The 22,281-nt window shown below is 73.6% G+C and carries 21 protein-coding genes; 7 read left to right on the top strand and 14 right to left on the bottom strand.

Annotation, left to right across the window (positions count from 1 at the left end; translation table 11 throughout):
* Positions 1 to 88: 88 nt before the first annotated feature.
* The 9 genes from ASE27_RS06745 to eda all read right to left on the bottom strand — a co-directional run bounded on the left by ASE27_RS06745 (position 89) and on the right by eda (position 11,683).
* Positions 89 to 778 (bottom strand): response regulator, encoded by a 690-nt coding sequence (locus ASE27_RS06745; protein WP_056647830.1) that lies wholly within the window; start codon positions 776 to 778, stop codon positions 89 to 91.
* Positions 775 to 3,516 carry a DUF4118 domain-containing protein gene (locus ASE27_RS06740; protein WP_369818993.1) on the bottom strand — a complete coding sequence of 914 codons (2,742 nt, stop codon included), beginning with the start codon at positions 3,514 to 3,516 and terminating at the stop codon, positions 775 to 777. The genes ASE27_RS06745 and ASE27_RS06740 overlap by 4 nt, the downstream gene beginning before the upstream one ends.
* Before the next feature lie 144 nt (positions 3,517 to 3,660).
* Positions 3,661 to 4,383, bottom strand: a complete 723-nt coding sequence (gene kdpC / locus ASE27_RS06735; RefSeq protein WP_082608640.1) for a potassium-transporting ATPase subunit KdpC — start codon at positions 4,381 to 4,383, stop codon at positions 3,661 to 3,663.
* 1 nt (position 4,384) lies between these two features.
* A complete protein-coding gene (kdpB, locus tag ASE27_RS06730; protein ID WP_082608639.1) occupies positions 4,385 to 6,562 on the bottom strand; it encodes a potassium-transporting ATPase subunit KdpB in 2,178 nt (725 codons plus the stop codon).
* Positions 6,563 to 6,768: 206 nt separating this feature from the next.
* Entirely contained in the window at positions 6,769 to 8,442 is a 1,674-nt protein-coding gene (gene kdpA, locus ASE27_RS06725) for a potassium-transporting ATPase subunit KdpA (protein ID WP_056647967.1), read from the bottom strand.
* Positions 8,443 to 8,495: 53 nt separating this feature from the next.
* Entirely contained in the window at positions 8,496 to 8,588 is a 93-nt protein-coding gene (locus ASE27_RS20190; RefSeq protein WP_139107727.1) for a potassium-transporting ATPase subunit F, read from the bottom strand.
* A 623-nt stretch (positions 8,589 to 9,211) separates the two neighbouring features.
* Positions 9,212 to 9,580 carry a hypothetical protein gene (locus ASE27_RS06720; RefSeq protein ID WP_056647827.1) on the bottom strand — a complete coding sequence of 123 codons (369 nt, stop codon included), beginning with the start codon at positions 9,578 to 9,580 and terminating at the stop codon, positions 9,212 to 9,214.
* Positions 9,581 to 9,829: 249 nt separating this feature from the next.
* Positions 9,830 to 10,957 (bottom strand): sugar kinase, encoded by a 1,128-nt coding sequence (locus tag ASE27_RS06715; protein WP_056647823.1) that lies wholly within the window; start codon positions 10,955 to 10,957, stop codon positions 9,830 to 9,832.
* A 6-nt stretch (positions 10,958 to 10,963) separates the two neighbouring features.
* A complete protein-coding gene (gene eda / locus ASE27_RS06710) occupies positions 10,964 to 11,683 on the bottom strand; it encodes a bifunctional 4-hydroxy-2-oxoglutarate aldolase/2-dehydro-3-deoxy-phosphogluconate aldolase (RefSeq protein WP_056647820.1) in 720 nt (239 codons plus the stop codon).
* A gap of 73 nt (positions 11,684 to 11,756) precedes the next feature.
* Here eda and ASE27_RS06705 point away from each other — a divergent pair, with 73 nt between their 5' ends.
* The 3 genes from ASE27_RS06705 (at position 11,757) to ASE27_RS06695 (ending at position 13,827) form a co-directional block, all read left to right on the top strand.
* Positions 11,757 to 12,596, top strand: coding sequence for an IclR family transcriptional regulator (locus ASE27_RS06705; RefSeq protein WP_056647818.1), 840 nt, complete (start codon positions 11,757 to 11,759; stop codon positions 12,594 to 12,596).
* A gap of 208 nt (positions 12,597 to 12,804) precedes the next feature.
* Positions 12,805 to 13,200: a universal stress protein gene (locus ASE27_RS06700; RefSeq protein ID WP_056647815.1), complete on the top strand. Its 396-nt coding sequence runs from the start codon at positions 12,805 to 12,807 to the stop codon at positions 13,198 to 13,200.
* A gap of 24 nt (positions 13,201 to 13,224) precedes the next feature.
* Positions 13,225 to 13,827, top strand: a complete 603-nt coding sequence (locus ASE27_RS06695) for a hypothetical protein (protein ID WP_056647812.1) — start codon at positions 13,225 to 13,227, stop codon at positions 13,825 to 13,827.
* A gap of 86 nt (positions 13,828 to 13,913) precedes the next feature.
* Here the strand turns inward: ASE27_RS06695 and ASE27_RS06690 are convergent, their stop codons facing one another.
* Positions 13,914 to 14,801: a VOC family protein gene (locus tag ASE27_RS06690; protein WP_056647965.1), complete on the bottom strand. Its 888-nt coding sequence runs from the start codon at positions 14,799 to 14,801 to the stop codon at positions 13,914 to 13,916.
* A gap of 277 nt (positions 14,802 to 15,078) precedes the next feature.
* Positions 15,079 to 15,960 (bottom strand): SDR family oxidoreductase, encoded by an 882-nt coding sequence (locus ASE27_RS06685; protein WP_056647809.1) that lies wholly within the window; start codon positions 15,958 to 15,960, stop codon positions 15,079 to 15,081.
* Between the two features lie 126 nt (positions 15,961 to 16,086).
* Here ASE27_RS06685 and ASE27_RS06680 point away from each other — a divergent pair, with 126 nt between their 5' ends.
* The 3 genes from ASE27_RS06680 to ASE27_RS06670 all read left to right on the top strand — a co-directional run bounded on the left by ASE27_RS06680 (position 16,087) and on the right by ASE27_RS06670 (position 18,172).
* The gene (locus ASE27_RS06680) at positions 16,087 to 16,497 is read left to right on the top strand and encodes a helix-turn-helix domain-containing protein (RefSeq protein WP_255354265.1); all 411 of its coding nucleotides are present in this window, start codon (positions 16,087 to 16,089) and stop codon (positions 16,495 to 16,497) included.
* 139 nt (positions 16,498 to 16,636) lie between these two features.
* Positions 16,637 to 17,791, top strand: coding sequence for a GTP 3',8-cyclase MoaA (gene moaA / locus ASE27_RS06675; RefSeq protein ID WP_056647806.1), 1,155 nt, complete (start codon positions 16,637 to 16,639; stop codon positions 17,789 to 17,791).
* Positions 17,792 to 17,935: 144 nt separating this feature from the next.
* The gene (locus tag ASE27_RS06670) at positions 17,936 to 18,172 is read left to right on the top strand and encodes a hypothetical protein (protein ID WP_056647803.1); all 237 of its coding nucleotides are present in this window, start codon (positions 17,936 to 17,938) and stop codon (positions 18,170 to 18,172) included.
* Between the two features lie 36 nt (positions 18,173 to 18,208).
* Here the strand turns inward: ASE27_RS06670 and ASE27_RS06665 are convergent, their stop codons facing one another.
* From ASE27_RS06665 to ASE27_RS06655, 3 genes are all read right to left on the bottom strand, one after another.
* Positions 18,209 to 18,661 carry a molybdenum cofactor biosynthesis protein MoaE gene (locus ASE27_RS06665; RefSeq protein WP_235534234.1) on the bottom strand — a complete coding sequence of 151 codons (453 nt, stop codon included), beginning with the start codon at positions 18,659 to 18,661 and terminating at the stop codon, positions 18,209 to 18,211.
* Between the two features lie 65 nt (positions 18,662 to 18,726).
* Entirely contained in the window at positions 18,727 to 20,079 is a 1,353-nt protein-coding gene (gene glp, locus ASE27_RS06660) for a gephyrin-like molybdotransferase Glp (RefSeq protein WP_235534235.1), read from the bottom strand.
* A gap of 87 nt (positions 20,080 to 20,166) precedes the next feature.
* Positions 20,167 to 20,646 carry a nucleoside deaminase gene (locus ASE27_RS06655; RefSeq protein ID WP_056647801.1) on the bottom strand — a complete coding sequence of 160 codons (480 nt, stop codon included), beginning with the start codon at positions 20,644 to 20,646 and terminating at the stop codon, positions 20,167 to 20,169.
* A gap of 109 nt (positions 20,647 to 20,755) precedes the next feature.
* Here ASE27_RS06655 and nhaA point away from each other — a divergent pair, with 109 nt between their 5' ends.
* The gene (nhaA, locus tag ASE27_RS06650) at positions 20,756 to 22,204 is read left to right on the top strand and encodes a Na+/H+ antiporter NhaA (RefSeq protein ID WP_082608636.1); all 1,449 of its coding nucleotides are present in this window, start codon (positions 20,756 to 20,758) and stop codon (positions 22,202 to 22,204) included.
* The last annotated feature ends 77 nt before the right edge of the window (positions 22,205 to 22,281 follow it).

Here is a 22,281-nt window from a genome sequence, read left to right as displayed (position 1 = left end):
CGTCGGGTCGAACGCACAACGGTCGGCGCGCCGCGGGGGTTCCCGCACCGCGCCGGAAAAGCACGAGCCACAGGGCAGGACGGGCGGGTCAGACCTCGAAGAGGTAACCCATGCCCGGCTGGGTGATGATGTGCCGGGGGTTCGCGGGGTCGTCCTCGAGCTTGCGCCGCAGCTGCGCGGTGTAGACGCGCAGGTAGTTCGTCTCGGCCGAGTACGCCGGCCCCCACACGTCGTGCAGGAGCTGGAGCCGCCCCACCATGCGGCCCCGGTGACGCACGAGCACCTCGAGCAGCGACCACTCCGTGGGGCTCAGCCGGACCTCCTGCCCGGCCCGCAGCACACGGCGCCGAGCCAGGTCGATCCGCAGGTCGCCCGCCTCCACGACGGGCTCGGACACCTCGGCGGGCTGGGCGCGGCGCACCGCGGCCCGCAGCCGCGCGAGCAGCTCGTTCATCGCGAACGGCTTGGTCACGTAGTCGTCGGCGCCCGCGTCGAGCGCGTCGACCTTGTCGTCGCCGAGCTGACGCGCCGAGAGCACCACGATCGGCACCGCGCTCCACCCGCGGATGCCCTCGATGACCTCGAACCCCGAGAGGTCCGGCAGGCCCAGGTCGAGCAGGATCACGTCGGGGCGCGCGCTCGCGGCCGCGTCGAGGGCCTCGGTCCCGGTCATGGCGACCGTGACGTCCCAGCCGTGCGCGCGCAGGTTGATCGCGAGCGCGCGCACGAGCCCCGCGTCGTCGTCGACGACGAGCACCCGGTTGCCTTCGCCGCTCATCCGCGCACCTCGCCCGTCTCGCTCGTGCTGCTCGTGTCGCGGGTGCCGCCGTCCGCCGTGCCTGTACCTACGCCTCTGTGCCTGCCTGTGCCGTCCGTGCTCACGTCGTCATCCTCCCGTGCCTCGCGCGGCACGGTGACCACCATGGTCAGGCCGCCGCCGGGCGTGTCCTCCGGCGTGATGCTCGCGCCCACCGCCCGCGCCAGCCCGTCCGCGACCGCGAGCCCCAGGCCCAGGCCCTCTCCGGTCGTGTCGCCGAGCCGTTGGAAGGGCTCGAACATGCGGATCTTGGACTCGTCCGACAGGCCCCGGCCCGTGTCGACGATCCGCAGCTCGATCTCCCGGGGCCCGGCCGAGGCCGTGATCCGCACGGGCTCGCCCGGCGGGCTGTGCCGCACCGCGTTCGACGTGAGGTTCGCGACCGCACGCTCGAGCAGCCCGGGGTCGGTGCGCACGAGCGGCAGGTCGTCGGGCACGTCGAGGCGCACGACGCCGGGCCCGTAGGGCTCGATCGCGAGCGGCACGATCTCGTCGACCGACGCCGCTCGCAGCACGGGCCGCACGCTCCCGGTCTGGAGCCGGGACAGGTCGAGCAGGTTGTCGATGAGCTTCTCGAGGCGCCCGGTCGAGTCCTGGATGGTGCGGGTGAGCGCGTCGGTGTCCTCGGCGTCGAGGTGCACGTCGGGGGACGCGAGGCCGTCGACGGCCGTGCGGATCGAGGCGAGCGGGGTGCGCAGGTCGTGCGAGACGGCCGCGAGCAGCGCGGTGCGCGTCGCGTCGGCCTCCTCGAGGACCGCGGCCTGGGCGGCCTGCTCGCGCAGGCGCCGGTACTCCAGGACGAGCCCGGCCTGGGCCGCGAACGCCTCGAGGACCTGACGGTCGCTCGCGGGCAGGGCCCGCCCCCACAGTGACAGCCGGTGCGAGTCGTCGACGCGCAGCTCTGTCCGCTCGGCGTCGTCCAGGTGCCCGACGGCGGAGCGCGCCCCGGTGCGCCCGTCACCCTCGGCGGGGGTCAGGTCGCCCTCGGCGAAACCCCCGTCGCCCTCGGGAAGGCGTACGTCCCCCTCGACCCGGCCCGTGCTCGCGACCGTGCGCCAGGGCCCGCGCTCCCCCGCCCGCGTCTCGAGCTCGACCCTCGACAGTCCGAACGTCTCGGCGAGCCGCGTGACGATGGCCTGCGCGGTGTCCTCGCCCGAGAGCACGGAGCGCGACAGCGCGGCGAGCGTCGAGGCCTCTGCCCGCGCTCGGTAGGCCTGCGCGGTTCGGCGAGCGGCGAGGTCCACGACCGACGCGACGGCCGCGGCGACCAGGACGAACACGAGGAGCGCGAGGAGGTTCTCGGGGTCCTGGACGGTGAGGAACCCGGTCGGGGGCGTGAAGAACCAGTTGAGGCACAGGAACGAGACGACGGCTGCGGCCACGGCGGGCCACAGCCCGCCCACGAGCGCGACGGCCACCGACCCGGCGAGGAACAGCATGAGCTCGGTCGAGAGCGAGACGACGTCGCGCAGGAGCCAGAAGATCCCGGTCAGCACGGCGGGCACCACGAACGCGAGCGCCCACCCGGCGGTCCGGCGCGGTCGGGACAGCGCCGACCACCGGCCGCGCAGCAGCCTGCCCGCGCGCGCCTTCTCGTGCGTCACGAGGTGGACGTCGATCGTCCCGGCCAGGCGGGCGATCTCGGCGCTCGAGGACCCCAGGAGTGCCTCGCGCCAGCGCGAGTGCCTCGAGACGCCCACCACGATCATGGTCGCGTTGACCCCTTGCGCGAAGTCGACGATCGCCGAGGCGACGTCCTCGCCCACGACCGTGTGGAACGTCCCGCCGAGCGACTCGACGAGCTCGCGCGAGGCCGCGATGGCCGCGGGCGGCGCGCTGGGCAGCCCGTCGGTCGCCAGGACGTGGACCGCGACGAGCTCGGAGCCGGCCGCGCGCTGGGCGATCCGGGCGCCGCGGCGCAGCAGCGTCTCGCCCTCGGGGCCGCCCGTGACCGCGACGACGATGCGCTCGCGCGCCGGCCACGTGCCGGAGATCGCGTGGTCTGCCCGGTACCGGGTCAGGGCGTCGTCGACGCGGTCGGCGAGCCACAGCAGCGCGAGCTCGCGCAGGGCCGTCAGGTTGCCCGTGCGGAAGTACGACGACAGCGAGGCGTCGATCTGCTCGGCCCGGTAGACGTTGCCGTGCGCGAGCCGGCGCCGCAGCGCCTGCGGCGACAGGTCCACGAGCTGGATCTGGTCGGCGTCGCGCACCACCTGGTCGGGCACGGTCTCGCGCTGGCGCACGCCCGTGATGGCCTCGACGTCCGCGGTGAGCGACTCGAGGTGCTGCACGTTGACCGTGGTCACCACGTCGATGCCCGCCGCCAGGAGGTCCTGCACGTCCTGCCAGCGCTTGCGGTGGCGCGAGCCGGGTGCGTTGGTGTGCGCGAGCTCGTCGACCAGGACGACCTGGGGGTCGCGGGCGAGCACGGCCTCGACGTCGAGCTCGGTCAGCTCGACGTCCCGGTGGCTCACGACGCGCCGCGGCACGACCTCGAGGTCACCGATCTGCGTGATCGTCGCGGCGCGCCCGTGCGTCTCGACCAGGCCGACGACCACGTCCGTGCCACGCGACCTGCGCCGGTGCGCCTCGCCGAGCATCGCGTACGTCTTGCCCACGCCCGGCGCGGCTCCGAGGTACACGGTGAGCAGCCCGGGACGGCGAGCGGCGCCGTCGGGCCCCCCTGCCCCTCGACCCAGCTGCCCTTCCCCGCCCGGGGACGCGCCGGGGTCCGGGCGCCCCTCCTGGGGGCTCCCGGACCCTGCGGCCTCGTGGCCGCCGCGTCCCTCAGGCACGGGGCACCCGCGCCGTCCGGTCCACGGCGGAGGGCCTCGCGCTCGTCGTCATGGGTTCATCTTCTCCGAGTTCTCGAGCGCGAGGTTGAGCTCGAGCACGTTGACACGCGGTTCGCCCAGGACGCCGAGGTCCCGCCCGGCGGTGTGCTGGGCCACGAGGTCCGCGACGACGGCCTCGTCCAGGCCCCTCGCCTCGGCGACCCGCGCGACCTGCAAGGCTGCGTACGCAGGACTGATCTGCGGGTCGAGCCCCGACGCCGATGCCGTGAGCGCGTCGGCGGGCAGCGACGCGGGGTCCACGCCGTTCAGGTCGGCCAGCGCCGCCCGGCGCTCGTCGATCGACGCGACCAGCTCGGGGTTCAGAGGCCCGAGGTTGGTGCCCGCGGACGCGAGCGTGTCGTACCCGTCGCCCGCGGCCGAGGGCCGGCCGTGGAACCAGCGCTCGGCGTCGTCGGCCGCGGCGAAGTCCTGCCCGATCAGCGCGGACCCCACGACGGGAGCGCCGTCCGCGCCCGTGTCGGCGAGGGACGTGGCGTGCGTGCCGTCGCTGCGCACGAGCGAGCCGTTCGCCTGCCAGGGCAGGGCGAGCTGCCCGACGCCCCACACCGCGAGCGGGTAGGCCACGCCCAGGAGCACGGTCAGGACGAGCAGGACGCGCAGGCCCGCGAGCGTCTGGCGGAACAGCGAGGCGGCGCCGGCCGAGGCCGAGGGGCGCGCGAGGGGTGCGGGGCGTCCGGGGACGCCCGCGGGGGTGGTCAGAGTTCCAGGCATGTCAGCCAATCCCGGGGATGAGGGAGATCACGAGGTCGATGAGCTTGATCCCGACGAACGGGGCCACGAGCCCGCCCACGCCGTAGACCAGGAGGTTGCGGCGCAGCATCGCGGACGCCGACGACGGCCGGTACCGCACGCCCTTGAGCGAGAGCGGGATGAGCACCAGGATGATGAGCGCGTTGAACACGACGGCCGACAGGATGGCCGACTCGGGGCTCGACAGCCGCATGACGTTGAGCACCGCGAGCTGCGGGAACACGACCATGAACATCGCGGGCAGGATCGCGAAGTACTTCGCGATGTCGTTGGCGATCGAGAAGGTCGTCAGGGCCCCGCGCGTGATGAGGAGCTGTTTGCCGATCTCGACGATCTCGATGAGCTTGGTCGGGTCGGAGTCGAGGTCCACCATGTTGCCCGCCTCCTTGGCGGCGGTGGTCCCGGTGTTCATCGCGACGCCCACGTCGGCCTGGGCCAGGGCGGGCGCGTCGTTGGTGCCGTCGCCCGCCATGGCCACGAGCCGCCCGCCGGCCTGCTCGCGCCGGATGAGCGCGAGCTTGTCCTCGGGCGTCGCCTCGGCCAGGACGTCGTCGACGCCTGCCTCCGCGGCGATGGCCCGAGCGGTCATGGCGTTGTCGCCCGTGACCATGACGGTGCGGATGCCCATGGCGCGCAGCTCGTCGAACCGTTCGCGCATGCCCGCCTTGACGACGTCCTTGAGGTGGACGACGCCCAGCACGCGCGCGGGCCCCTCGCCGACCTGCTCGGCCACCACGAGCGGCGTGCCGCCCGAGGAGCTCACGGCGTCGACGTGGGCTGCGAGCTGCTCGGCGACCGTGGCGCCGGGCCCGCCGCTCGTCGGGACACCGGTCGAGTGGACCCAGCGCTGGACCGCGCTGCCGGCCCCCTTGCGGATGCGGCGCACCCGCCCGTCGGGCAGGGGCAGGTCGATCCCGCTCATGCGCGTGTGCGCGGAGAAGGGCACCATCTCGGCGCCGGCGAGGGCCTCCGTCTGGTCGGCGTGCGCGTCACCCAGCCCGTACCGCTCGCGGACGAGCACCACGATGCTCTTGCCCTCGGGCGTCTCGTCCGCGAGCGAGGAGAGCCGGGCCGCCTCGGCGAGCTGCGCCGTCGTGACGTCACCGACCGTGAGGAGGTCGGCCGCCTGCCGGTTGCCGTACGTGATGGTGCCCGTCTTGTCGAGCAGCAGGACGTCGACGTCGCCCGCGGCCTCGACCGCGCGGCCCGACATCGCGAGCACGTTGCGCTGGACGAGACGGTCCATGCCCGCGATGCCGATCGCCGACAGCAGCGCCCCGATGGTCGTGGGGATGAGGCACACGAGCAGCGAGATGAGGACGATCATCGACTGCTTGGACCCCGAGTACACCGCGAACGGCTGCAGCGTCACGACCGCCAGCAGGAAGATGATCGTGAGCGAGGTCAGCAGGATGTTGAGCGCGATCTCGTTGGGCGTGCGCTGGCGCTCCGACCCCTCGACGAGCGCGATCATCCGGTCGACGAACGTGTGGCCAGCGGGCGCGGTGATCCGCACGACGATCGTGTCCGACAGGACGACGGTCCCACCCGTGACCGCCGACCGGTCACCGCCCGACTCGCGGATCACCGGGGCCGACTCGCCCGTGATCGCGGACTCGTCGACCGACGCGACGCCCTCGATGACGTCGCCGTCACCGGGGACGATCTCGCCCGCCCGGACGACCACCACGTCCCCGACGGCGAGCGTCGAGGAGGGGACCTCCGCCGTCGGGCAGCTCGCGAGGCCCGTCCCGCTCGCCAGGGTGTCGGACCGAGCCATGACACGCCGCGCGGTCGTCTGCTGCTGGGTCGCGCGCAGGCTCGACGCCTGCGCCTTGCCCCGGCTCTCCGCGACCGACTCGGCGAGCGTCGCGAACAGCACGGTCGCCCACAGCCAGAGCGCGATGGCCCACGCGAAGACGCTGGGCTCGAACGCCGCGAGCGCCGTCGTGGCCACGGCCCCGAGCTCGACGACGAACAGCACGGGCGAGGCGACCAGCTCGCGCGGGTCGAGCTTGCGGAACGCACCGGGCAGCGCGGCCCGGACCTGCACCCACGAGAGCGAGGCGCCGCGCCCGGGCCCGGGCTTGCGACCGCCGGAGCTGCCGGCCGAGCCAGCAGACGCCGACGAACCGGCCACGCCGACAGCACCTTCACTGACAGCACCTGCTGGGCCCCCAGCGACAGGAAGCAGGACCGCGTCGGACGCACCAGCAGGCGCATCCCCGCGGGGGGTGGGGCGGGTCGTGGCGGGTCTGGCGGAGGACCGAGGAACGAGGTCCTCTGGAAGACCCGCCCCGCCCCCCGCGGGGACGCGCCCGGAGGGAGCGACGGAAGAGGAACGATTCATGAGAGCGACTCCACGATGGGACCGAGCGACAGCACGGGGACGAAGGTGAGCCCGACGACGACCAGGGCGACGGTTCCCAGGACGCCCACGAAGAGGGGCTGGTGCGTCGGGAGGGTGCCCGCGGTGGCGGGGACCGTCTTCTGGGAGGCGAAGCGTCCGGCGAGCGCCAGGACGAGGGCCATGGGGATGAAGCGGCCGGCGAGCATCGCGATGCCGAGCGCCGTGTTGTAGAAGGGCGTGCCGGACGTGAGGCCGCCGAACGCCGAGCCGTTGTTGTTGGCCGCGGACGTGAAGGCGTACAGGACCTCGGAGAGCCCGTGCGGGCCCGCCTCCTGGATACCTGCCTGCCCGGCAGGCAGCGCGATCGCCAGGGCAGTCCCGACGAGCACGAGGAACGGGACCGTGAGGATGTAGAGCGCGACGAGCGTGATCTCCTGGCGCCCGATCTTCTTGCCGAGGTACTCGGGCGTGCGCCCGACCATGAGCCCGGAGACGAACACCGCGACGATCGCGAGCATGAGCATCCCGTACAGGCCCGAGCCCACGCCGCCCGGGGCGATCTCGCCGAGCATCATGGTGAACATCGTGACGCCGCCGCCCGGCGCGGTCAGGGAGTCGTGCATGGAGTTCACCGCGCCCGTGGAGGTGCCCGTGGTCGACGCGGCGAACAGCGCGCTCGCGGCGAGGCCGAAGCGGGTCTCCTTGCCCTCCATGGCGCCGCCCGCGGCGAGCGGGGCGGCACCGGGGCCGGCCATCTCGGCCCAGGTGATGAGCGCGACCGCGACGAACCACAGCGCGCCCATGGCCCCGAGGATCGCCCAGCCCTGGCGCTTGTCGCCGACCATGAGGCCGAACGTGCGGGGCAGGGTGAACGGGATCACGAGGATCAGGAAGATCTCGAACAGGTTGGAGAACGGGCTGGGGTTCTCGAGCGGGTGCGCCGAGTTGGCGTTGAAGAACCCGCCGCCGTTGGTGCCGAGCTCCTTGATGACCTCCTGCGAGGCGACGGGGCCGCCGAGCACGTGCTGCGTGCCCCCCGCGACCGAGTCGATCGCGGTGTGCGCGTCGAAGTTCTGGATGACACCCGTCGCGAGCAGCACGATCGCGCCCACGAACGCCATCGGCAGCAGGATGCGCACGCACGTGCGGGTCAGGTCGGACCAGAAGTTGCCGACGCGCCCGTCGGTGCCCGAGCGCACGAAGCCGCGGATCAGGGCGACCGCGACCGAGATCCCGACGGCCGCGGACACGAAGTTCTGCACCGCGAGCCCGCTCATCTGGAGAAGGTGCCCCGCGGCGGCCTCGCCCGAGTACCACTGCCAGTTCGTGTTGGCCACGAACGAGACCGCGGTGTTCCAGGCGCCGGCCGGGTCGAACGCGGCGAAGCCGAGGTTCATCGGCAGGTGCTGCTGGAGGCGGGCGATCCCGTAGAGGAGCAGGAGCGAGGCCATCGAGAAGCCGAGGAGCGAGAGCAGGTAGGTGCTCCACTTCTGCTCGGCGTCGGGGTCGACGCGCATGAGCCGGTACCCGGCCCGCTCGACCCGCAGGTGCCGGGGCGAGGTGAAGACACGCGCCATGTAGGCGCCGAGCGGGGCGTGCACGGCGGCGAGCGCGAGGAGCAGCAGGACGAGCTGCCCGACGGCGAGCCACACCCCGGGCGTCTGCGTCACCTGGGTCGCCGCGGTCTGCGTCAGCACGCTGGTCTGGGTCAGCACGGTCGCGCTCACCGGACCTTGTCGCTGCGGAGGAGGGCGACGAACAGGTAGCCGAGCAGCACCACGACGGCACCGAGCCCGACCCAGTCGAGGACCGTCATGACGTGGACCCCCCGGAGGAGCCGTGGCGGCGGGCCACGAGGCCGACGGCGGTGAAGAACACCACGGTCAGCAGGATGTAGGCCAGGTCGGCCATCTGAGTTCTGCCTTCGAACGTCGTGCGGCGGGCGGATCTCGGGGACCGCGGGCAGGTGCCGTGGTCGGCGGGGAGGCGCCGTGCCGGTGCGCAGCTCCTGCGCACACCCCAGGTCTATGCCGTGCAGGACGGCGTGGGGCGGGACGTTGACGGGTTCTTGACGGGGGTGCCGCGGGTGTTGACGCAACCCTGACGGGAGGGGTTGGGGGCGGCGTGGGGGACGCGCCCGCCCGGATGAGTTGTCAGAACCACACCGGGCTATCCCCCGACCCACTTCTGACAACTAGTCCACGCTGCGTCACCGCCTCGCCGCTCCGCGTCGTGCACCGCCATGTCGACGACGTCACCACGTCACGCCGGGGTCGCCGCGACCTCGCGCCGCCCCGATGAGTTGTCAGAACCACACCGGGCTATCCCCCGGCCCAGTTCTGACAACGAAGCGGCGGGAAGGGACGCCGTTGTCGAGAGCCACCGGGCGGGCTCAGGGCAGCGGCGCAGTCGACGTCGAGCATCAGTCCGCGTCGAGCATCACTCGGCGTCGAGACGCTCGCGCAGCTCTTCCGCCAGGTGCAGGTCGTCGTCGAGCGCCGCGAGCGCGTCCGCGAGCAGGGGCAGCGCCTCGGCGCCTGCGAGGAACCGGGCGGCCGCGACGTCGTCGTGCAGCTGGAGCGCGAGGTCCGCCCGCAGGACGAGCGCCCGGAAGCGCAGGCGCTCGGACACGGTGCGGGTCCTGACGCCCTCGGCGTCGAACGCCCTGTCGAGGACGCGGGCCGCGCCGGTGGGGTCCCCGGCCCCGCGCAGGATGCGCGCGTGCTCGACCGCTCGGGCGATGTCGGACGGCGCGTCGACCGTGCGGCGCGGGAGGCGGCCCAACGGCACCTCACCACGCTGCACCACGTGAACCTCCTCGTGCTCGTCGGGCCACGGAGGCTCCCGACGAACCGTGTCCGATCTGTCCGTCCTCGTCCACCCTAGCCGCGACCTCCGGGCACCGCTCGGGATGGGGACGGCGCGCCGCCGACGAGCGGCGGCCGGGCGCAGTGCGAGCACCAGGCCCCCGGGGCCGCACCCAGCCGCCCCGAGATGCGGCGAACGGGGGCCCGGAACGCTCCTGGACCCCCGTTCGCCGCATCTCGACGAGCACGGTCAGCGCTGCACGCGCGCGCTCCCGCCCGAGGCGAGCTTGCGGACCTCGGCGAGCGACGCCGTCGACGTGTCCCCCGGCGTGGTCATCGCGATCGCCCCGTGGGCTGCGCCGTACTCGACGGCCTCCTGGATCGAGCCGAGCTCCATGAGCCCGTACGCGAGGCCCGAGGCGAACGAGTCGCCCCCGCCCACGCGGTCGAGGATCTCGAGGTCGGCGCGGTGCGTGGCCTCGGCGAAGCCCTGGACCCGGGACCACGCGATGGCCCCCCAGTCGTTGCGCGTGGCCGAGCGTACGGCCCGCAGCGTGGTGCCGATGACCTGGAAGTTCGGGTACGCCGCTGCGGCGGTCTCGATCATGGCGCGGAACGCCGCGGTGTCGAGGTCCGTCAGGTTCTCGTCCACGCCCTCGATCTCGAACCCGAGGCTCGCGGTGAAGTCCTCCTCGTTGCCGATCATGACGTCGACGTACTGCGCGAGGTGGCGGTTGACCTCCTGCGCACGCGCGGGCCCGCCGATGCCCTGCCACAGCGAGGGACGGTAGTTGAGGTCGTAGGACACGACGGTGCCGTGCTTGCGCGCGGCCCGCATCGCGGCCTCGGCGACGTCCGCGGACGACGCGGACAGCGCGGCGAAGATCCCGCCCGTGTGCAGCCAGCGCACCCCCCGCCCGAACAGCTCGTCCCAGTCCACGTCCTCGGGCCGCATCTGGGCGATCGCGGTGTTGCCCCGGTCGCTCACGCCCACCGCGCCGCGCACGCCGTAGCCGCGCTCGGTGAAGTTGAGCCCGTTGCGGACCGTGCGACCGATCCCGTCGTACGGGACCCACTGCACGTAGCTCGTGTCGAGGCCGCCCGTGAGCATGAGGTCCTCGACCAGGCGGCCGACCTCGTTGTCCGCGAGCGCCGTGACGATCGCGCCGCGCAGGCCGAAGCAGCGGCGCAGGCCGCGCGCGACGTTGTACTCGCCTCCGCCCTCCCACGCGTCGAACGAGCGGGTGGTCTTGATGCGTCGCTCGCCCGGGTCGAGGCGCAGCATGACCTCGCCCAGGGAGACGACGTCGTAGGTGCAGTCCGCGGCCGGGCGCAGCTCCAGGGGGGCGCCGGCGGGAAGGGTGGTCGTGTCGGTCATGTCAGCTCACTTTCCTGCGGCGGCAACGGCGGGGTCTCCGGCGACGGGCGCCGGAGAGACGGTGGGCACTGCCGGCGCGAGCGACGCCGCGAGGGCGACGGCCTGCGCCGAGCGGCGCGCGATCTCGGCGAAGTCTCCAGCCTCCACGAGGGACTTCTCGACCATCCACGAGCCGCCCACGGCCAGGACGGAGGGCACCGAGAGGTACTCGGTCGCGTTGGCCGCGCTCACACCACCCGTGGGGACGAACCGCAGGCCGGGGAACGGCGCGGACAGCGCCTTGATCGCGGGCACTCCCCCGTTGATCGCGGCGGGGAAGAACTTCACGACGTCGAGCCCCAGGGCCAAGGCGGCCATGATGTCCGACGGCGTCGAGACGCCCGGGAAGATCGGCAGGCCGTGGTGCTGCGCTCGGCGCACGACGTCGGCGCTCAGCCCGGGCGAGACCAGGAAGCGCGCACCGGCGTCGACGGCCTGGTCGACCTGGTCGGTGTTGACGACCGTGCCGGCCCCCGTCACGAGCTCGGGCAGCTCGCGCGTGACGGCGGCGATCGCTGCGCGGGCACCGGCGGTGCGGAAGGTGATCTCGGCGATGGGCAGGCCGCCGTCCAGGAGAGCGGCTCCGAGGGCGAGCGCCTGGGCCTCGTCCTCCACGACGACCACGGGCACGACCCGCAGCGTGGCGAAGAGCTGGTCGAGGTCGGTCGGGGGCGCAGCGGGTGACATGAGGCCTCGCGTTTCGTTATAGTGAACGGATGTTCTGGAATACGAAATCACTCTACGTGAGCGGCGCGCCCGCGTGGTAGCCCGCCCGAGCACCGAGACCCCGCGCGCCGACTCCCCGGCAGACCACGCCGCCGCGAGCAGCCCGCTCGGCTCGGTCGACAAGGCCCTGCTCGCCCTCGAGCGGCTCGCGGCCGCAGGGCCGGACGGGCTCACCCTGGGCTCGCTCGCGGCCGAGCTGGGCCTCAACAAGACCTCGCTGCACCGCACGCTGTCGGCCCTGCGCTTCCGCGGCTACGCGGACCAGGACCCCGCGACGGGCAGCTATCGCCTGGGCCCCGCCGCGACCGCGCTCGGGGACACGTTCCTGGGCGAGGAGAATCTGCCGGCGCTCCTGGGCCCGGCGCTCACGGCCGTGTGCGAGGCATCGGGCGAGCTCATCCACCTGGGCGTCCTGTCGGGCCCGGAGATCGTCTACCTCGACAAGGTCGAGCCGGCACGGGCGGTCAGGGTCTGGTCGGCGATCGGACGACGCCGCCCCGCCGCGACGACCGCGCTCGGACGGGCGCTCCTCGCGTTCCGGACCACCGATCGCTCGGCCATGTCCTGGTACGCCGCCGCGACCGGCGACGCAGGCCCCACGACGATCACCGCGGACTCGCTCTGGGACACACTGGCCACCGCCCGGGCCGACGGCTACGCGACCGAGACCGAGGAGAACGAGCCCGGGATCAGCTGCCTCGCCGTGCCGCTGCTGCGTGCTGGACAGGCCGTCGCCGCACTGTCCGTCACGGCACCGGCCGACCGCATGGGACCGGACCGGCACCGCGGGCTCGCCCGGATCGTCCGCTCCGTGGCCCCGCCGCTCCTGCCCTCGTCACTGAGCCTCCCTGACGCGCTCGACGCGAACGCCTGACCTGCGACGGGACGTCCGGCGCCACCCGCTTCCCGTCGGGGAGCCCGCGACGAGGCTCGAGCGCCGCGCGGCCCGCGGCGCCGTCGGGCATCCGGACTGGCGACGCGCTCCCACGCTCCCTGCGCGCACCCCCGGGGTGTGAGAGAGTGCGAGGGCACACGCGATCTGCCCGCTGATCCGGGCACGACGAACGAGGAGCACAACGGCGATGACCGTTCTTGTGGCCTACAACGACTCGCCACAGGGTGAGGCGGCCCTGCATGCCGGAGCCGCCGAGGCGGTCCGCCGAGACCTTCCGCTGGCGATCTTCGTCCTGACCCCGCTCGAGGGCCCGCCGCAGGACGACCCGCCCCTCCCGCCCGACCTGGCGCACCTGCTCGACGCCCTCCCCGCGGGCACCCCCGCGGCGAGCGTCACCTACCGCGAGTCGCGCGTCGACCCTGCGGACGCGATCCTCGACGAGGCCGAGCGCCTGACCGCGAGCCTCGTCGTGATCGGCTCGCGCAAGCGCTCCCCCGTCGGCAAGTTCCTGCTCGGCAGCACCACGCAGCGCGTCCTGCTCGACGCCCACGCTCCCGTGCTGGTCATCAAGGCCAAGCACTAGCCCCACCTCACGCCAGGAGGTCTCATGGACCCGGTCGTCGCAGGTCTCGTCATCGTCGCCGTCGGCCTGCTGCTGTGCTTCTTCGGCGTCGGCTCGGTCCACCTGGCGGTGATCGCCTCCGGGTTCGGCCTCGGCTGGATGCTCGGCGACCTGTTCGGGGCGAGCCAGTCCACCGCGCTGCTGCTCGGGGTCCTGGGCGGGCTCGTCGCCTGGATCGCCGTGGCGTTCGTGTTCAAGCTCGCATCGTTCTTCATCGGGATCGTGACGGGCGCCGTGATCGGCGCCAAGCTCTACGGCACGGTCTCGGGCGACTCGGGCAACTGGATCCTCGCGGCGATCATCGTCATCGCGGTCGCGGCGGCGTGCGGCTTCCTCGCCGACAAGTACCGGCGCCGGGCCCTGCTGTGGCTCACGACGATCGGTGGCGCAGGCCTCGTGCTGGGCGGCCTGGGCCGCGTGTCCCCCGACACGCTGGGGTTCCTGCGCGACCCGTCCGCAGGGTGGGAGCAGGTCGTGTCGTTCCTGGCGTGGGCCGCGCTCGCGCTGGCCGGGTGGCTCGTGCAGCGCAAGCTGTTCGCCAAGCGTCTAGGCATCACTCGCGGTGAGGCCGAGGCCACCAAGGGCTGACACGCTCCCCGCTGGGTGCGGGGCTCGTGCGAGCGCGCGCCGGGCGCGCACCGCACGAGCCGCACCCAGCGGGGAGCGAGCGCGCCTCAGCGCACCGCGACCTCGATGAGGTTCTTCCACGGGTCGTCGAACCGCAGCGTCGCGCCGTCGTGACGCATCTGGATCCCGCGCCGGGACAGCCGGTCGACGAGCGCCGTGACGTCGTCCTCGGAGGGCACCGAGATCGCGACCTGCCCCAGGCCCAGCGTCGAGGCGCGCGGCCCCGCCCCCTGGCTGTTCCAGGTGTTCATGGCCATGTGGTGGTGATACCCGCCCGCCGAGACGAACAGCGCGCTCGGCAGCGAGGCCGTGGCCTCGAAGCCCAGGGTGTCGACGTAGAACTCGCGGGCCGTGGGGATGTCGCCCACCTGGAGGTGCACGTGCCCCACCACGGTGTCGTCCGGCCCGACGACGTCGGTCGAGAGCGCGCGCTCGAGCGCCGCGTCGGTGAGGTGCTCCTGCATGAACGCGTTGGGGTCGATGTAGAGCGTGTCCATCGCGACCTGGCCGTCCTGCCAGCTCCAGGTCTCGCGCGGGCGGTCGTGGTAGAGCTCGACGCCGTTGCCCTCGGGGTCGGTGAAGTAGAACGCCTCGGAGACCAGGTGGTCGCCGCTGCCGACGAACGTGCTGGGCGCGGTGCGCGCGACCGAGGCGACGGCTGCGGCGAGCGCGGGCGCGTCGTCGAACAGCAGGGCCGTGTGGAACAGGCCCGCCTCGCCGCGGCGTGCGCGCGGCAGGTCCTTGCCGCGGCGCAGGACCACGAGCGGGGTCGCGCCGCGCCCGAGGACCACGGTCTCGTCGCGCGAGCCGGCCCCGGCGCCGGGGATCGCCGCGAGCAGGGCGTCCGACGGCGTCAGCACGGCCAGGGAGAGCGCGTCCCGGTAGTAGCGGGTCATCAGGTCGAGGTCCGCGACGTGCAGCGTCACGGCGTCCATCGAGGTCTCCGCGGACAGCAGGTCCTTGGTCGCGAAGGCGGTGGCGTCGGTGCCGGGCAGGCGAGAAGCGGTCTCCGCGGGGCTGTTCGTTCGGTCAGTCATGATGTCCTCCGTCCAGGGCCGGGTCCCGACCTCTGTCCTCCAGAATAGTTGAAGGTTTAACTAAATGGAAGCCTGAGGTGTTCCCGGCACCCGCCCGTCGGCGTCGAGTGCGTAGTTGTGCCGCGACACGCCCGGCGTGTCGCGGCACAACCACGCACTCAGCGGGAGTCAGTCGTCACGCGGCCGACGTCACGCCCACCGCAGCCCGCAGGCCCTCGGCGAGCGGCGTTGTCGGGCGCCCGATGAGGCGCGCGAGCTCGCCCGACGTCGCCGCGAGCAGACCGTCGCGCGTGTTGCCGTCGAGCGCGACCACGAAGCCCGCGGTCCCCTCGTCGAGGCCCGCGTCGAGCAGGACCTGGGTGTGCACCTCGGGGGTCACGTCCTGGTAGACGACCTCGCGACCGACGATCTCCGCGATGGTCGCGGCGAGGAACGGGTAGTCCCACGCGACGTCGCCCGAGAGCTCGTGGACGCCGCCCTCGTAGGCCGCGTCGTCGTTGGCCGCGGCGAGGACCACGGCCGCCGCCTCGGCGTAGTCCTTGCGGCTCGCGGACGCGACGCGCCCGTCGCCCACGCTGCCGAGCACGACGCCGGTCTCGCGCGCCTGCTCGACGTTACCGACGTAGTTCTCGGTGTACCAGCCGTTGCGCAGGATCGTGGCGGGCAGGCCCGAGGCCGCGATGAGCTCCTCGGTCGCCTTGTGCTCGGGGGCCAGGACCAGCGCGGACGTGGTGGCCTGCGGAGCGCTGGTGTAGACGAGGTGACGGACGCCGGCGGCCCGGGCAGCCTCGACGACGTTCGCGTGCTGCTGGACACGCTGACCCACCTCGGAGCCCGAGACGAGGAGGACGACGTCGACGCCCTCGAGAGCGGTCCCGAGGGTCTCGGGGCGCGAGTAGTCGGCCTCGCGGACGACGACTCCACGCTCGGCGAGGTCGGCGGCCCTGGCCGGCGTGCGGACGGCGGCGACGATCTGCTCGGGGGCGACGCCGCGCTCGAGGAGCGAGTCGACGACGAGGTGTCCGAGGTGTCCGGTGGCGGCGGTGACGGCGATCATGGGGTCCTCCTGAAGGGGTGGTGGGTACCGCGACAGCCTGGCACTAACTTTTCGTAAGTGCAATCCTTTCAGCAGTGCGGCATACATCACAGTGCTCACGAACCGCCTGCGCGCTAGGCTGTCCTCGTGACAGACCTCCAGCCCGCCCCCGAGACCACGGGACCGTCCGACGAGATGCTCGCGGACGTGTTCCAGCGCGGCTGCACGTCCCGCCACGCGCTCGAGGCCGTGACGGGCCGCTGGGGAGTGCTGACCGTCGCAGGGCTGCGGGACGGCGCCGTGCGCTTCAACGCGCTGCGTCGACGCATCGACGGCGTGAGCGAGAAGATGCTCGCCCAGACGCTCCAGGGGCTCGAGCGCGACGGGCTGGTCGTGCGCGAGGTCCGCGCGACCATCCCCCCGCACGTCGAGTACTCGCTCACCGACCTCGGGCGGGTCGTCGCCGACAAGCTCGTCGACCTCATCGACGTCCTCGAGGGCGCGGTCCCGCAGGTGGTCGCCGCCCAGGAGGCGTACGACGCCCGGTCCGCACGCTGACCCGTCACCGCTTGTTCGCGCGGCCGTCCCGCCGAGTGCATGATCGCGCTGCGACACGCCCGGCGAGTCCCAGCCGAATCACGCACTCAGCACTGGGCAGACCCCGCCCGACCTCCCGCCGCTGCGTAGACTCGCGACCATGACTGCCGTCGCGCTCGGCCTGCCCCGCGTGCGCTCCTCCGGGGCGCCGAGCACCCTGGGACGCCCGGACACCGAGGCGCTCGTCGACCGCTACGGTCGCGTCGCCCACGACCTGCGCGTCTCGGTGACCGAGAAGTGCTCGCTGCGTTGCACCTACTGCATGCCCGCCGAGGGGCTCCCCGCGATCCCCCGCAAGGACCTGCTGACCCCGGCCGAGATCGGGCGCCTCGTGGGGATCGGCTACCGCCTGGGCATCCGCGACGTGCGGTTCACGGGCGGCGAGCCGCTCATGCGCCCCGACCTCGCCGAGATCGTGCGCCGCTCACGCGCCGCCGCACCGGGCGTGCGGATCTCGATGACGACCAACGCGATCGGCCTCGACAAGCGCGTCGGCGAGCTCGTGGATGCCGGGCTGGACCGCGTCAACGTGTCGCTCGACAGCATCGACCGCCGGCACTTCGCCGAGCTCACGCGGCGCGACCGGCTCCCCCAGGTGCTCGCGGGGATCCAGGCCGCGCTCGACGCGGGCCTGTCGCCCGTCAAGCTCAACGCGGTCCTCATGCCCGAGACCCTCGCGGGCGCCGCCGACCTGCTCGCGTGGGCCGTGGAGCACGGGTGCCGGCTGCGGTTCATCGAGCAGATGCCGCTCGACGCGGACCAGAACTGGGACCGCGACCAGCTCGTCTCGGCCGAACGTCTGCTCGACGTCCTGGGTGCCCGATTCGACCTGAGGCCTGTGGGCCGCGAGGACCCTTCGGCCCCCGCAGAGGAGTGGGCCGTCGACGGCGGGCCCGCGACCGTCGGGATCATCGCCTCGGTCACGCGCTCGTTCTGCGGGGACTGCGACCGGACCCGGCTCACCGCGGAGGGGACCGTGCGCTCGTGCCTGTTCGGCAACGAGGAGGTCGACCTGCGCGCTCTCCTGCGGTCGGGTCACGACGCGGGCTCCCGGGCAGCGCCGCGCACGCACGTGCCCGACGACGGCGCGTCCGACGCGCAGATCGCCGCGGCCTGGCAGGCAGCCATGTGGGCCAAGCCGTTCGCGCACGGTCTCGATCGCGGGGCCCCCGACGCGGGGGCGATCGGCGGCCCGGCAGGCGACCCCGAGGCCTTCGCGCGCACCGAGCGCAGCATGGGCGCGATCGGCGGCTGAGCACCCGCTGGGTGCGTCGGGCGACGCGCCTCGACCAGCACATCGACGAGCCGTGCACAAACGTGTCCAAGGTCATCGGGTGATCCGCCCCGGCGACCCTCGCGGCACCCGGCCGGAAGGGCCCTCCAGACCTACCATGGAGGGGTGGCACTCCTCGAACTTCCCAGCGACACCAGCACCACTCCCGAGCCCGCTCCCCGGACCGACGCCCTCCCGGTCCACCGCCCCGGCCCGAGCCGCCTCACCGCGGGACCCAGCACCGTGCTGGGCACCCTGATCGGCACCGTGGCGGGCACGCTCCTGCTCGCCGGCCCCGGCCTGATCCTGGGCGCCCTCGTCGGCATCGGGTTCGGCCTCCTCAAGGACAACCCGCGCGACTGACCGGGCGGGCGGCTGCCCCCTCCCGGTACAAGACGCCTACAGCCCGACCCACTCCGAGTCGCCGTCGGTGAAGTGCTGGCGCTTCCAGATGGGTACCTCGGCCTTGATGCGCTCGACGAGCAGCGAGCAGGCCGCGAACGCCTCGGCCCGGTGCCCCGAGGCGACGCTCGCGACGAGCGCGACGTCCCCGATCGTCAGCACGCCGTACCGGTGGACGGCCGCGACGCGCAGGCCCGTCTCCGCGGAGACGGCCGCGCAGCACCGCCGGAGCACCTCGGTCGCGTCGGGGTGCGCCTCGTAGTCGAGGCCCGTGACGTCGCGCCCGCCGTCGACGTCCCGCACGACCCCCCGGAAGGTCACGACGGCGCCGCACTCGCGCGAGGACACCGCGCCTTCCACGGACCGCACCACGACGTCGTCGAGCACGTCCCTCGTCACGCGCGACACGTCGCGCGCCGCGGCACCGCCCTGCCCGTCGGTGACCGGCACACTCTCATGCTGCTTCTCGTCACGCGTCACCGTCGGTTCTCCCTCGGTCGTCCCGTCCATCCCGCTCACAGCCTCACGACCCGTACCTGCTCGCCCGCCGCGACGCGTTCGACACCCTCGGGCACCTCGATCAGCACGTCGGCCGCGGCCATGGTCGCCACGAGGTGCGATCCCGCGCCGCCGACGACCGTGACGCTCCCGTCCGGCCCCGTGCGCCCCCGCAGCATCTGCCGCTTGCCCGGCGGCGAGACGATCACCTCGACGGTCCTGCGGGTCTCGGGGTCGCGTCGCGGTCTCCCCGCCGCGCGTTCGAGGACCTCGCGCGCGAACACCACGAACGAGACCTGGGCGCTGACCGGGTTGCCCGGGAAGGTCAGGACCGGCGTCCCGTGGACGGTGCCGAAGCCCTGCGGCCCGCCGGGCTGCATCGCGACGGGACGGAAGGTCACCCCGTCCCCCAGGGTGTCCTTGACGACCTCGTACGCCCCCTGGCTCACACCGCCCGACGTGAGGATCAGGTCCGCCTCCTGCGCGGCCCGTGCGAGCACGGCCGACAGCTCGGCAGGGTCGTCCCCCGTGCGCTCGGCCAGGGTCACGACGGCGCCGGCCCGCCGGGCCGCGGCCGAGAGCCCGGTGAGGTTCGCGTCGTAGACCTGCCCGGGGACCGCGACCTGCCCGGGCTCGACGACCTCGGTCCCGGTCGAGACGACCGCAACACGTACGCGCACCACGACGTCGAGCTCGGCCACCCCGCACGACGCGGCCGCGGCCAGGTGCTGCGGTCCCAGGAGCGTCCCGGCGGGCAGGACCACGTCGCCTGCGCCGACGTCGGACCCGACGTCGCGGACGAACTCTCCGACCCCGCGCGGCGCCAGCACGCCGACCTGGTCCCCGAGGGTCCCTCGCGTGGCCCCGGCCGTGCGTGCACCGAAGCGCGCGGCGTCGGTGTCCTCGACGGGCACGACGGCGTCGCTCCCCTCGGGCACGACGGCTCCGGTCATGATCCGGGCCGCGGTCCGCGCGGCGAGCGGGGCGGGCACGCCCGGCCCCGCGGGGATCTCCGCGACGACGGGCAGCAGCACAGGGCTCCCCTCGGTCGCGCCTGAGACGTCCGCGGACCGCACCGCGTACCCGTCCATCTGGGAGCTGCGGAACCCGGGCAGGGGAGACGGTGCGTGCAGGTCGGTCGCGAGCACCCGGTCGAGCGCGTCGGCGATCGTCACGCGCTCGGAGCCGCGACCGGCGAACGCGGGGCCCAGGAGCGCCTCGACCTCGCGACGGTGCTGCTCGACGCTCACCCGCACCACGCCCGTCGCCGACGGTGGACTCTCCGCCGGTGCCGTCTCTGCACCGACGGCGAGCCCCGTCGTCGGGCCGCTCGATCCCTCGGTGCTCGGCGCAACCCGCTCTGCTGTCACTTCTGCTCCTCGTCCGGGCCCCGCCCAGGGCCACCTTGCCCCAGCCTGTCACGACCGGGCTGCCGCGAGCACGAACGCCCAGCGGGCTCAGTAGCCGGTGTGAGAGTCGAGCGCGCGCCAGGCGTCGAACGGCTCGCCCGACGATGCGGTGCGCTGCCGCCGGACGGGCGGCGAACGGTCCTCAGGAGCCTCCGCGAAGAACTCGTAGAACGCGGCGTCGTCGAACCCTGCGCGTGCCGCGTCTCCTCGGTCGGCCGCGAACCAGATCGCGTCGACCCGTGCCCAGAGGCCTGCCGCCAGGCACATGGGGCACGGCTCGCAGCTCGCGTAGAGCACCGACCCTCGAAGGTCGAACGTCCCCAGGGCGGCGCAGGCCGCTCGGATCGCGACGACCTCCGCATGAGCAGTCGGGTCGTTGGTCGAGGTCACGCGGTTGGCGCCCTCGAAGACCTGTCCGTCCGAGGTCACGAGCAACGCTCCGAACGGCCCCCCGTCGGCGGCGACGTTCGCGACGGCGACGGCAACGGCTCTCTCGAGGTGCGCGGCGTGCGTGTCAGAGGTATCCATCGGTTGACGCTAGCAGCGAGGGACGCGAGGCACGGACGCCTCGCGCAGGCGGCCCGCACGGTTCCGGACACCCGTTGCGCCCGGCGCCGCGCGCTGCGACCTTGGAGCGGTGACGTCCACTCCCCCGGTCCCGCCGACCCAGCCCGGCGGGCGCCCGCTCCTCCCCACGCTCGACCAGCGCCCAGGACCGCCCCTGCGCTTCCCCGTGCGTCCCGTCGCCCCGGCCGTCCGGCAGTTCCTGGCGACCGAGGCGGGCGGCGCGGTGCTCCTCCTCGCGGCGACCGTGATCGCGCTCGTGTGGGCGAACTCGCCGTGGTCGGCCGCGTACGAGGACCTGTGGTCCACCACGGCCGGCATGCACCTCGGCGACTGGTCGCTCGACATGGACCTGCACCACTGGGTCAACGACGCCGCGATGGCGATCTTCTTCCTGGTGATCGGCCTCGAGATCAACCGCGAGGTCACGAGCGGCGAGCTCCGCAACCGCCGGACGGTCGCGGTCCCCGCGCTCGGCGCGCTGGGCGGCCTCCTGGTGCCCGCGCTGATCTACCTGGCGTTCAACGCGGGCACCGACGCGCAGCACGGCTGGGGCGTGGTCATGTCGACCGACACCGCGTTCCTCGTGGGGGTCCTCGCACTGTTCGGCCCGCGCTGCCCCGACCGGCTCCGGCTGTTCCTGCTGACGCTCGCGGTCGTCGACGACATCGGGGCCATCACGGTGATGGCCGTCTTCTACAACGACGGCGTGTGGCTGCCCGGGCTGGGCATCGCGGGAGTGCTCGTGGTCGCGCTCCTCGTGATGCGCTGGCTCGGTGTCTGGCGCCTCGCGCCCTACGTGGGCGTGGGCGTGGCCCTGTGGCTCGCGGTGTACTCCTCGGGCGTCCACGCGACGCTCGCGGGCGTGCTCGTCGGGCTGCTCATCCCGTCGCGCCGGTCGCGACGCGACCAGGTCGACGACGTCCCGGGGTACGCCCAGCGGCTGCGCGAGGAGACGACCGCGGAGCGCGAGCACCTGACCGAGCTCGCCGCGCGCGCAGCGGTCCCCGCGAGCGACCGGCTCCAGCGCGTCCTGCACCCGTGGAGCGCGTACGTCGTGGTCCCCGTGTTCGGTCTGGCCAACGCGGGCGTGCAGCTCGACGCCGAGTCGTTGTCGGCCGCGATGACGTCCCGGCTGACGATCGGCGTCGCGGTCGCGCTCGTGGTGGGCAACGCCGTCGGGATCTTCGGCGCCTCGGCCCTCGCGCTGCGTCTCGGCCTGGGCGACCTGCCCGGGCGCGTGCGCTACTCGCACCTGCTGGGCGGTGCGATGCTCGCCGGGATCGGGTTCACCATCTCGCTGTTCATCGCCGAGCTCGCGTTCGACGACGAGGCGCTGGTCGAGCAGGCCAAGATCGGGATCCTCGCGGGCTCGCTGGTCGCCGCGGTCGCGGGCTCCGTGACGCTGCGCATCCTGGGCGAGCGGCTGCCGCTGTGCTCGCCCGAGTCCCCCGGACCGCCGCCCGGGCTGCCCCCGAGACCGTGGCGGGCGCCCGAGGCCACGCAGGACGCCGACGCGTAGACCTCCTTGCCACCGGCCCCCCTCGTGCGGTGGCCCGTCCGCCCCCCGGGCGACACACTGAGACTCTCAGCGGGTCG

The sequence above is a fragment of the Oerskovia sp. Root918 genome (genome assembly GCF_001428945.1).
Lineage (GTDB): Bacteria > Actinomycetota > Actinomycetes > Actinomycetales > Cellulomonadaceae > Oerskovia > Oerskovia enterophila.
The sequence above is the reverse complement of the archived record's forward strand: the minus strand, read 5'-3'. Positions and strand labels throughout refer to the sequence as shown.

Bases quoted from the DNA above. Each gene is read 5' to 3' on its own strand.
- ASE27_RS06745 (WP_056647830.1), bottom strand. From the start codon at position 778: ATGAGCGGCGAAGGCAACCGGGTGCTCGTCGTCGACGACGACGCGGGG.
- kdpC (WP_082608640.1), bottom strand. From the start codon at position 4,383: ATGCCTGGAACTCTGACCACCCCCGCGGGCGTCCCCGGACGCCCCGCA.
- ASE27_RS20190 (WP_139107727.1), bottom strand. From the start codon at position 8,588: ATGACGGTCCTCGACTGGGTCGGGCTCGGTGCCGTCGTGGTGCTGCTC.
- ASE27_RS06715 (WP_056647823.1), bottom strand. From the start codon at position 10,957: ATGACCGACACGACCACCCTTCCCGCCGGCGCCCCCCTGGAGCTGCGC.
- eda (WP_056647820.1), bottom strand. From the start codon at position 11,683: ATGTCACCCGCTGCGCCCCCGACCGACCTCGACCAGCTCTTCGCCACG.
- ASE27_RS06700 (WP_056647815.1), top strand. From the start codon at position 12,805: ATGACCGTTCTTGTGGCCTACAACGACTCGCCACAGGGTGAGGCGGCC.
- ASE27_RS06695 (WP_056647812.1), top strand. From the start codon at position 13,225: ATGGACCCGGTCGTCGCAGGTCTCGTCATCGTCGCCGTCGGCCTGCTG.
- ASE27_RS06690 (WP_056647965.1), bottom strand. From the start codon at position 14,801: ATGGACGCCGTGACGCTGCACGTCGCGGACCTCGACCTGATGACCCGC.
- ASE27_RS06685 (WP_056647809.1), bottom strand. From the start codon at position 15,960: ATGATCGCCGTCACCGCCGCCACCGGACACCTCGGACACCTCGTCGTC.
- moaA (WP_056647806.1), top strand. From the start codon at position 16,637: ATGACTGCCGTCGCGCTCGGCCTGCCCCGCGTGCGCTCCTCCGGGGCG.
- ASE27_RS06655 (WP_056647801.1), bottom strand. From the start codon at position 20,646: ATGGATACCTCTGACACGCACGCCGCGCACCTCGAGAGAGCCGTTGCC.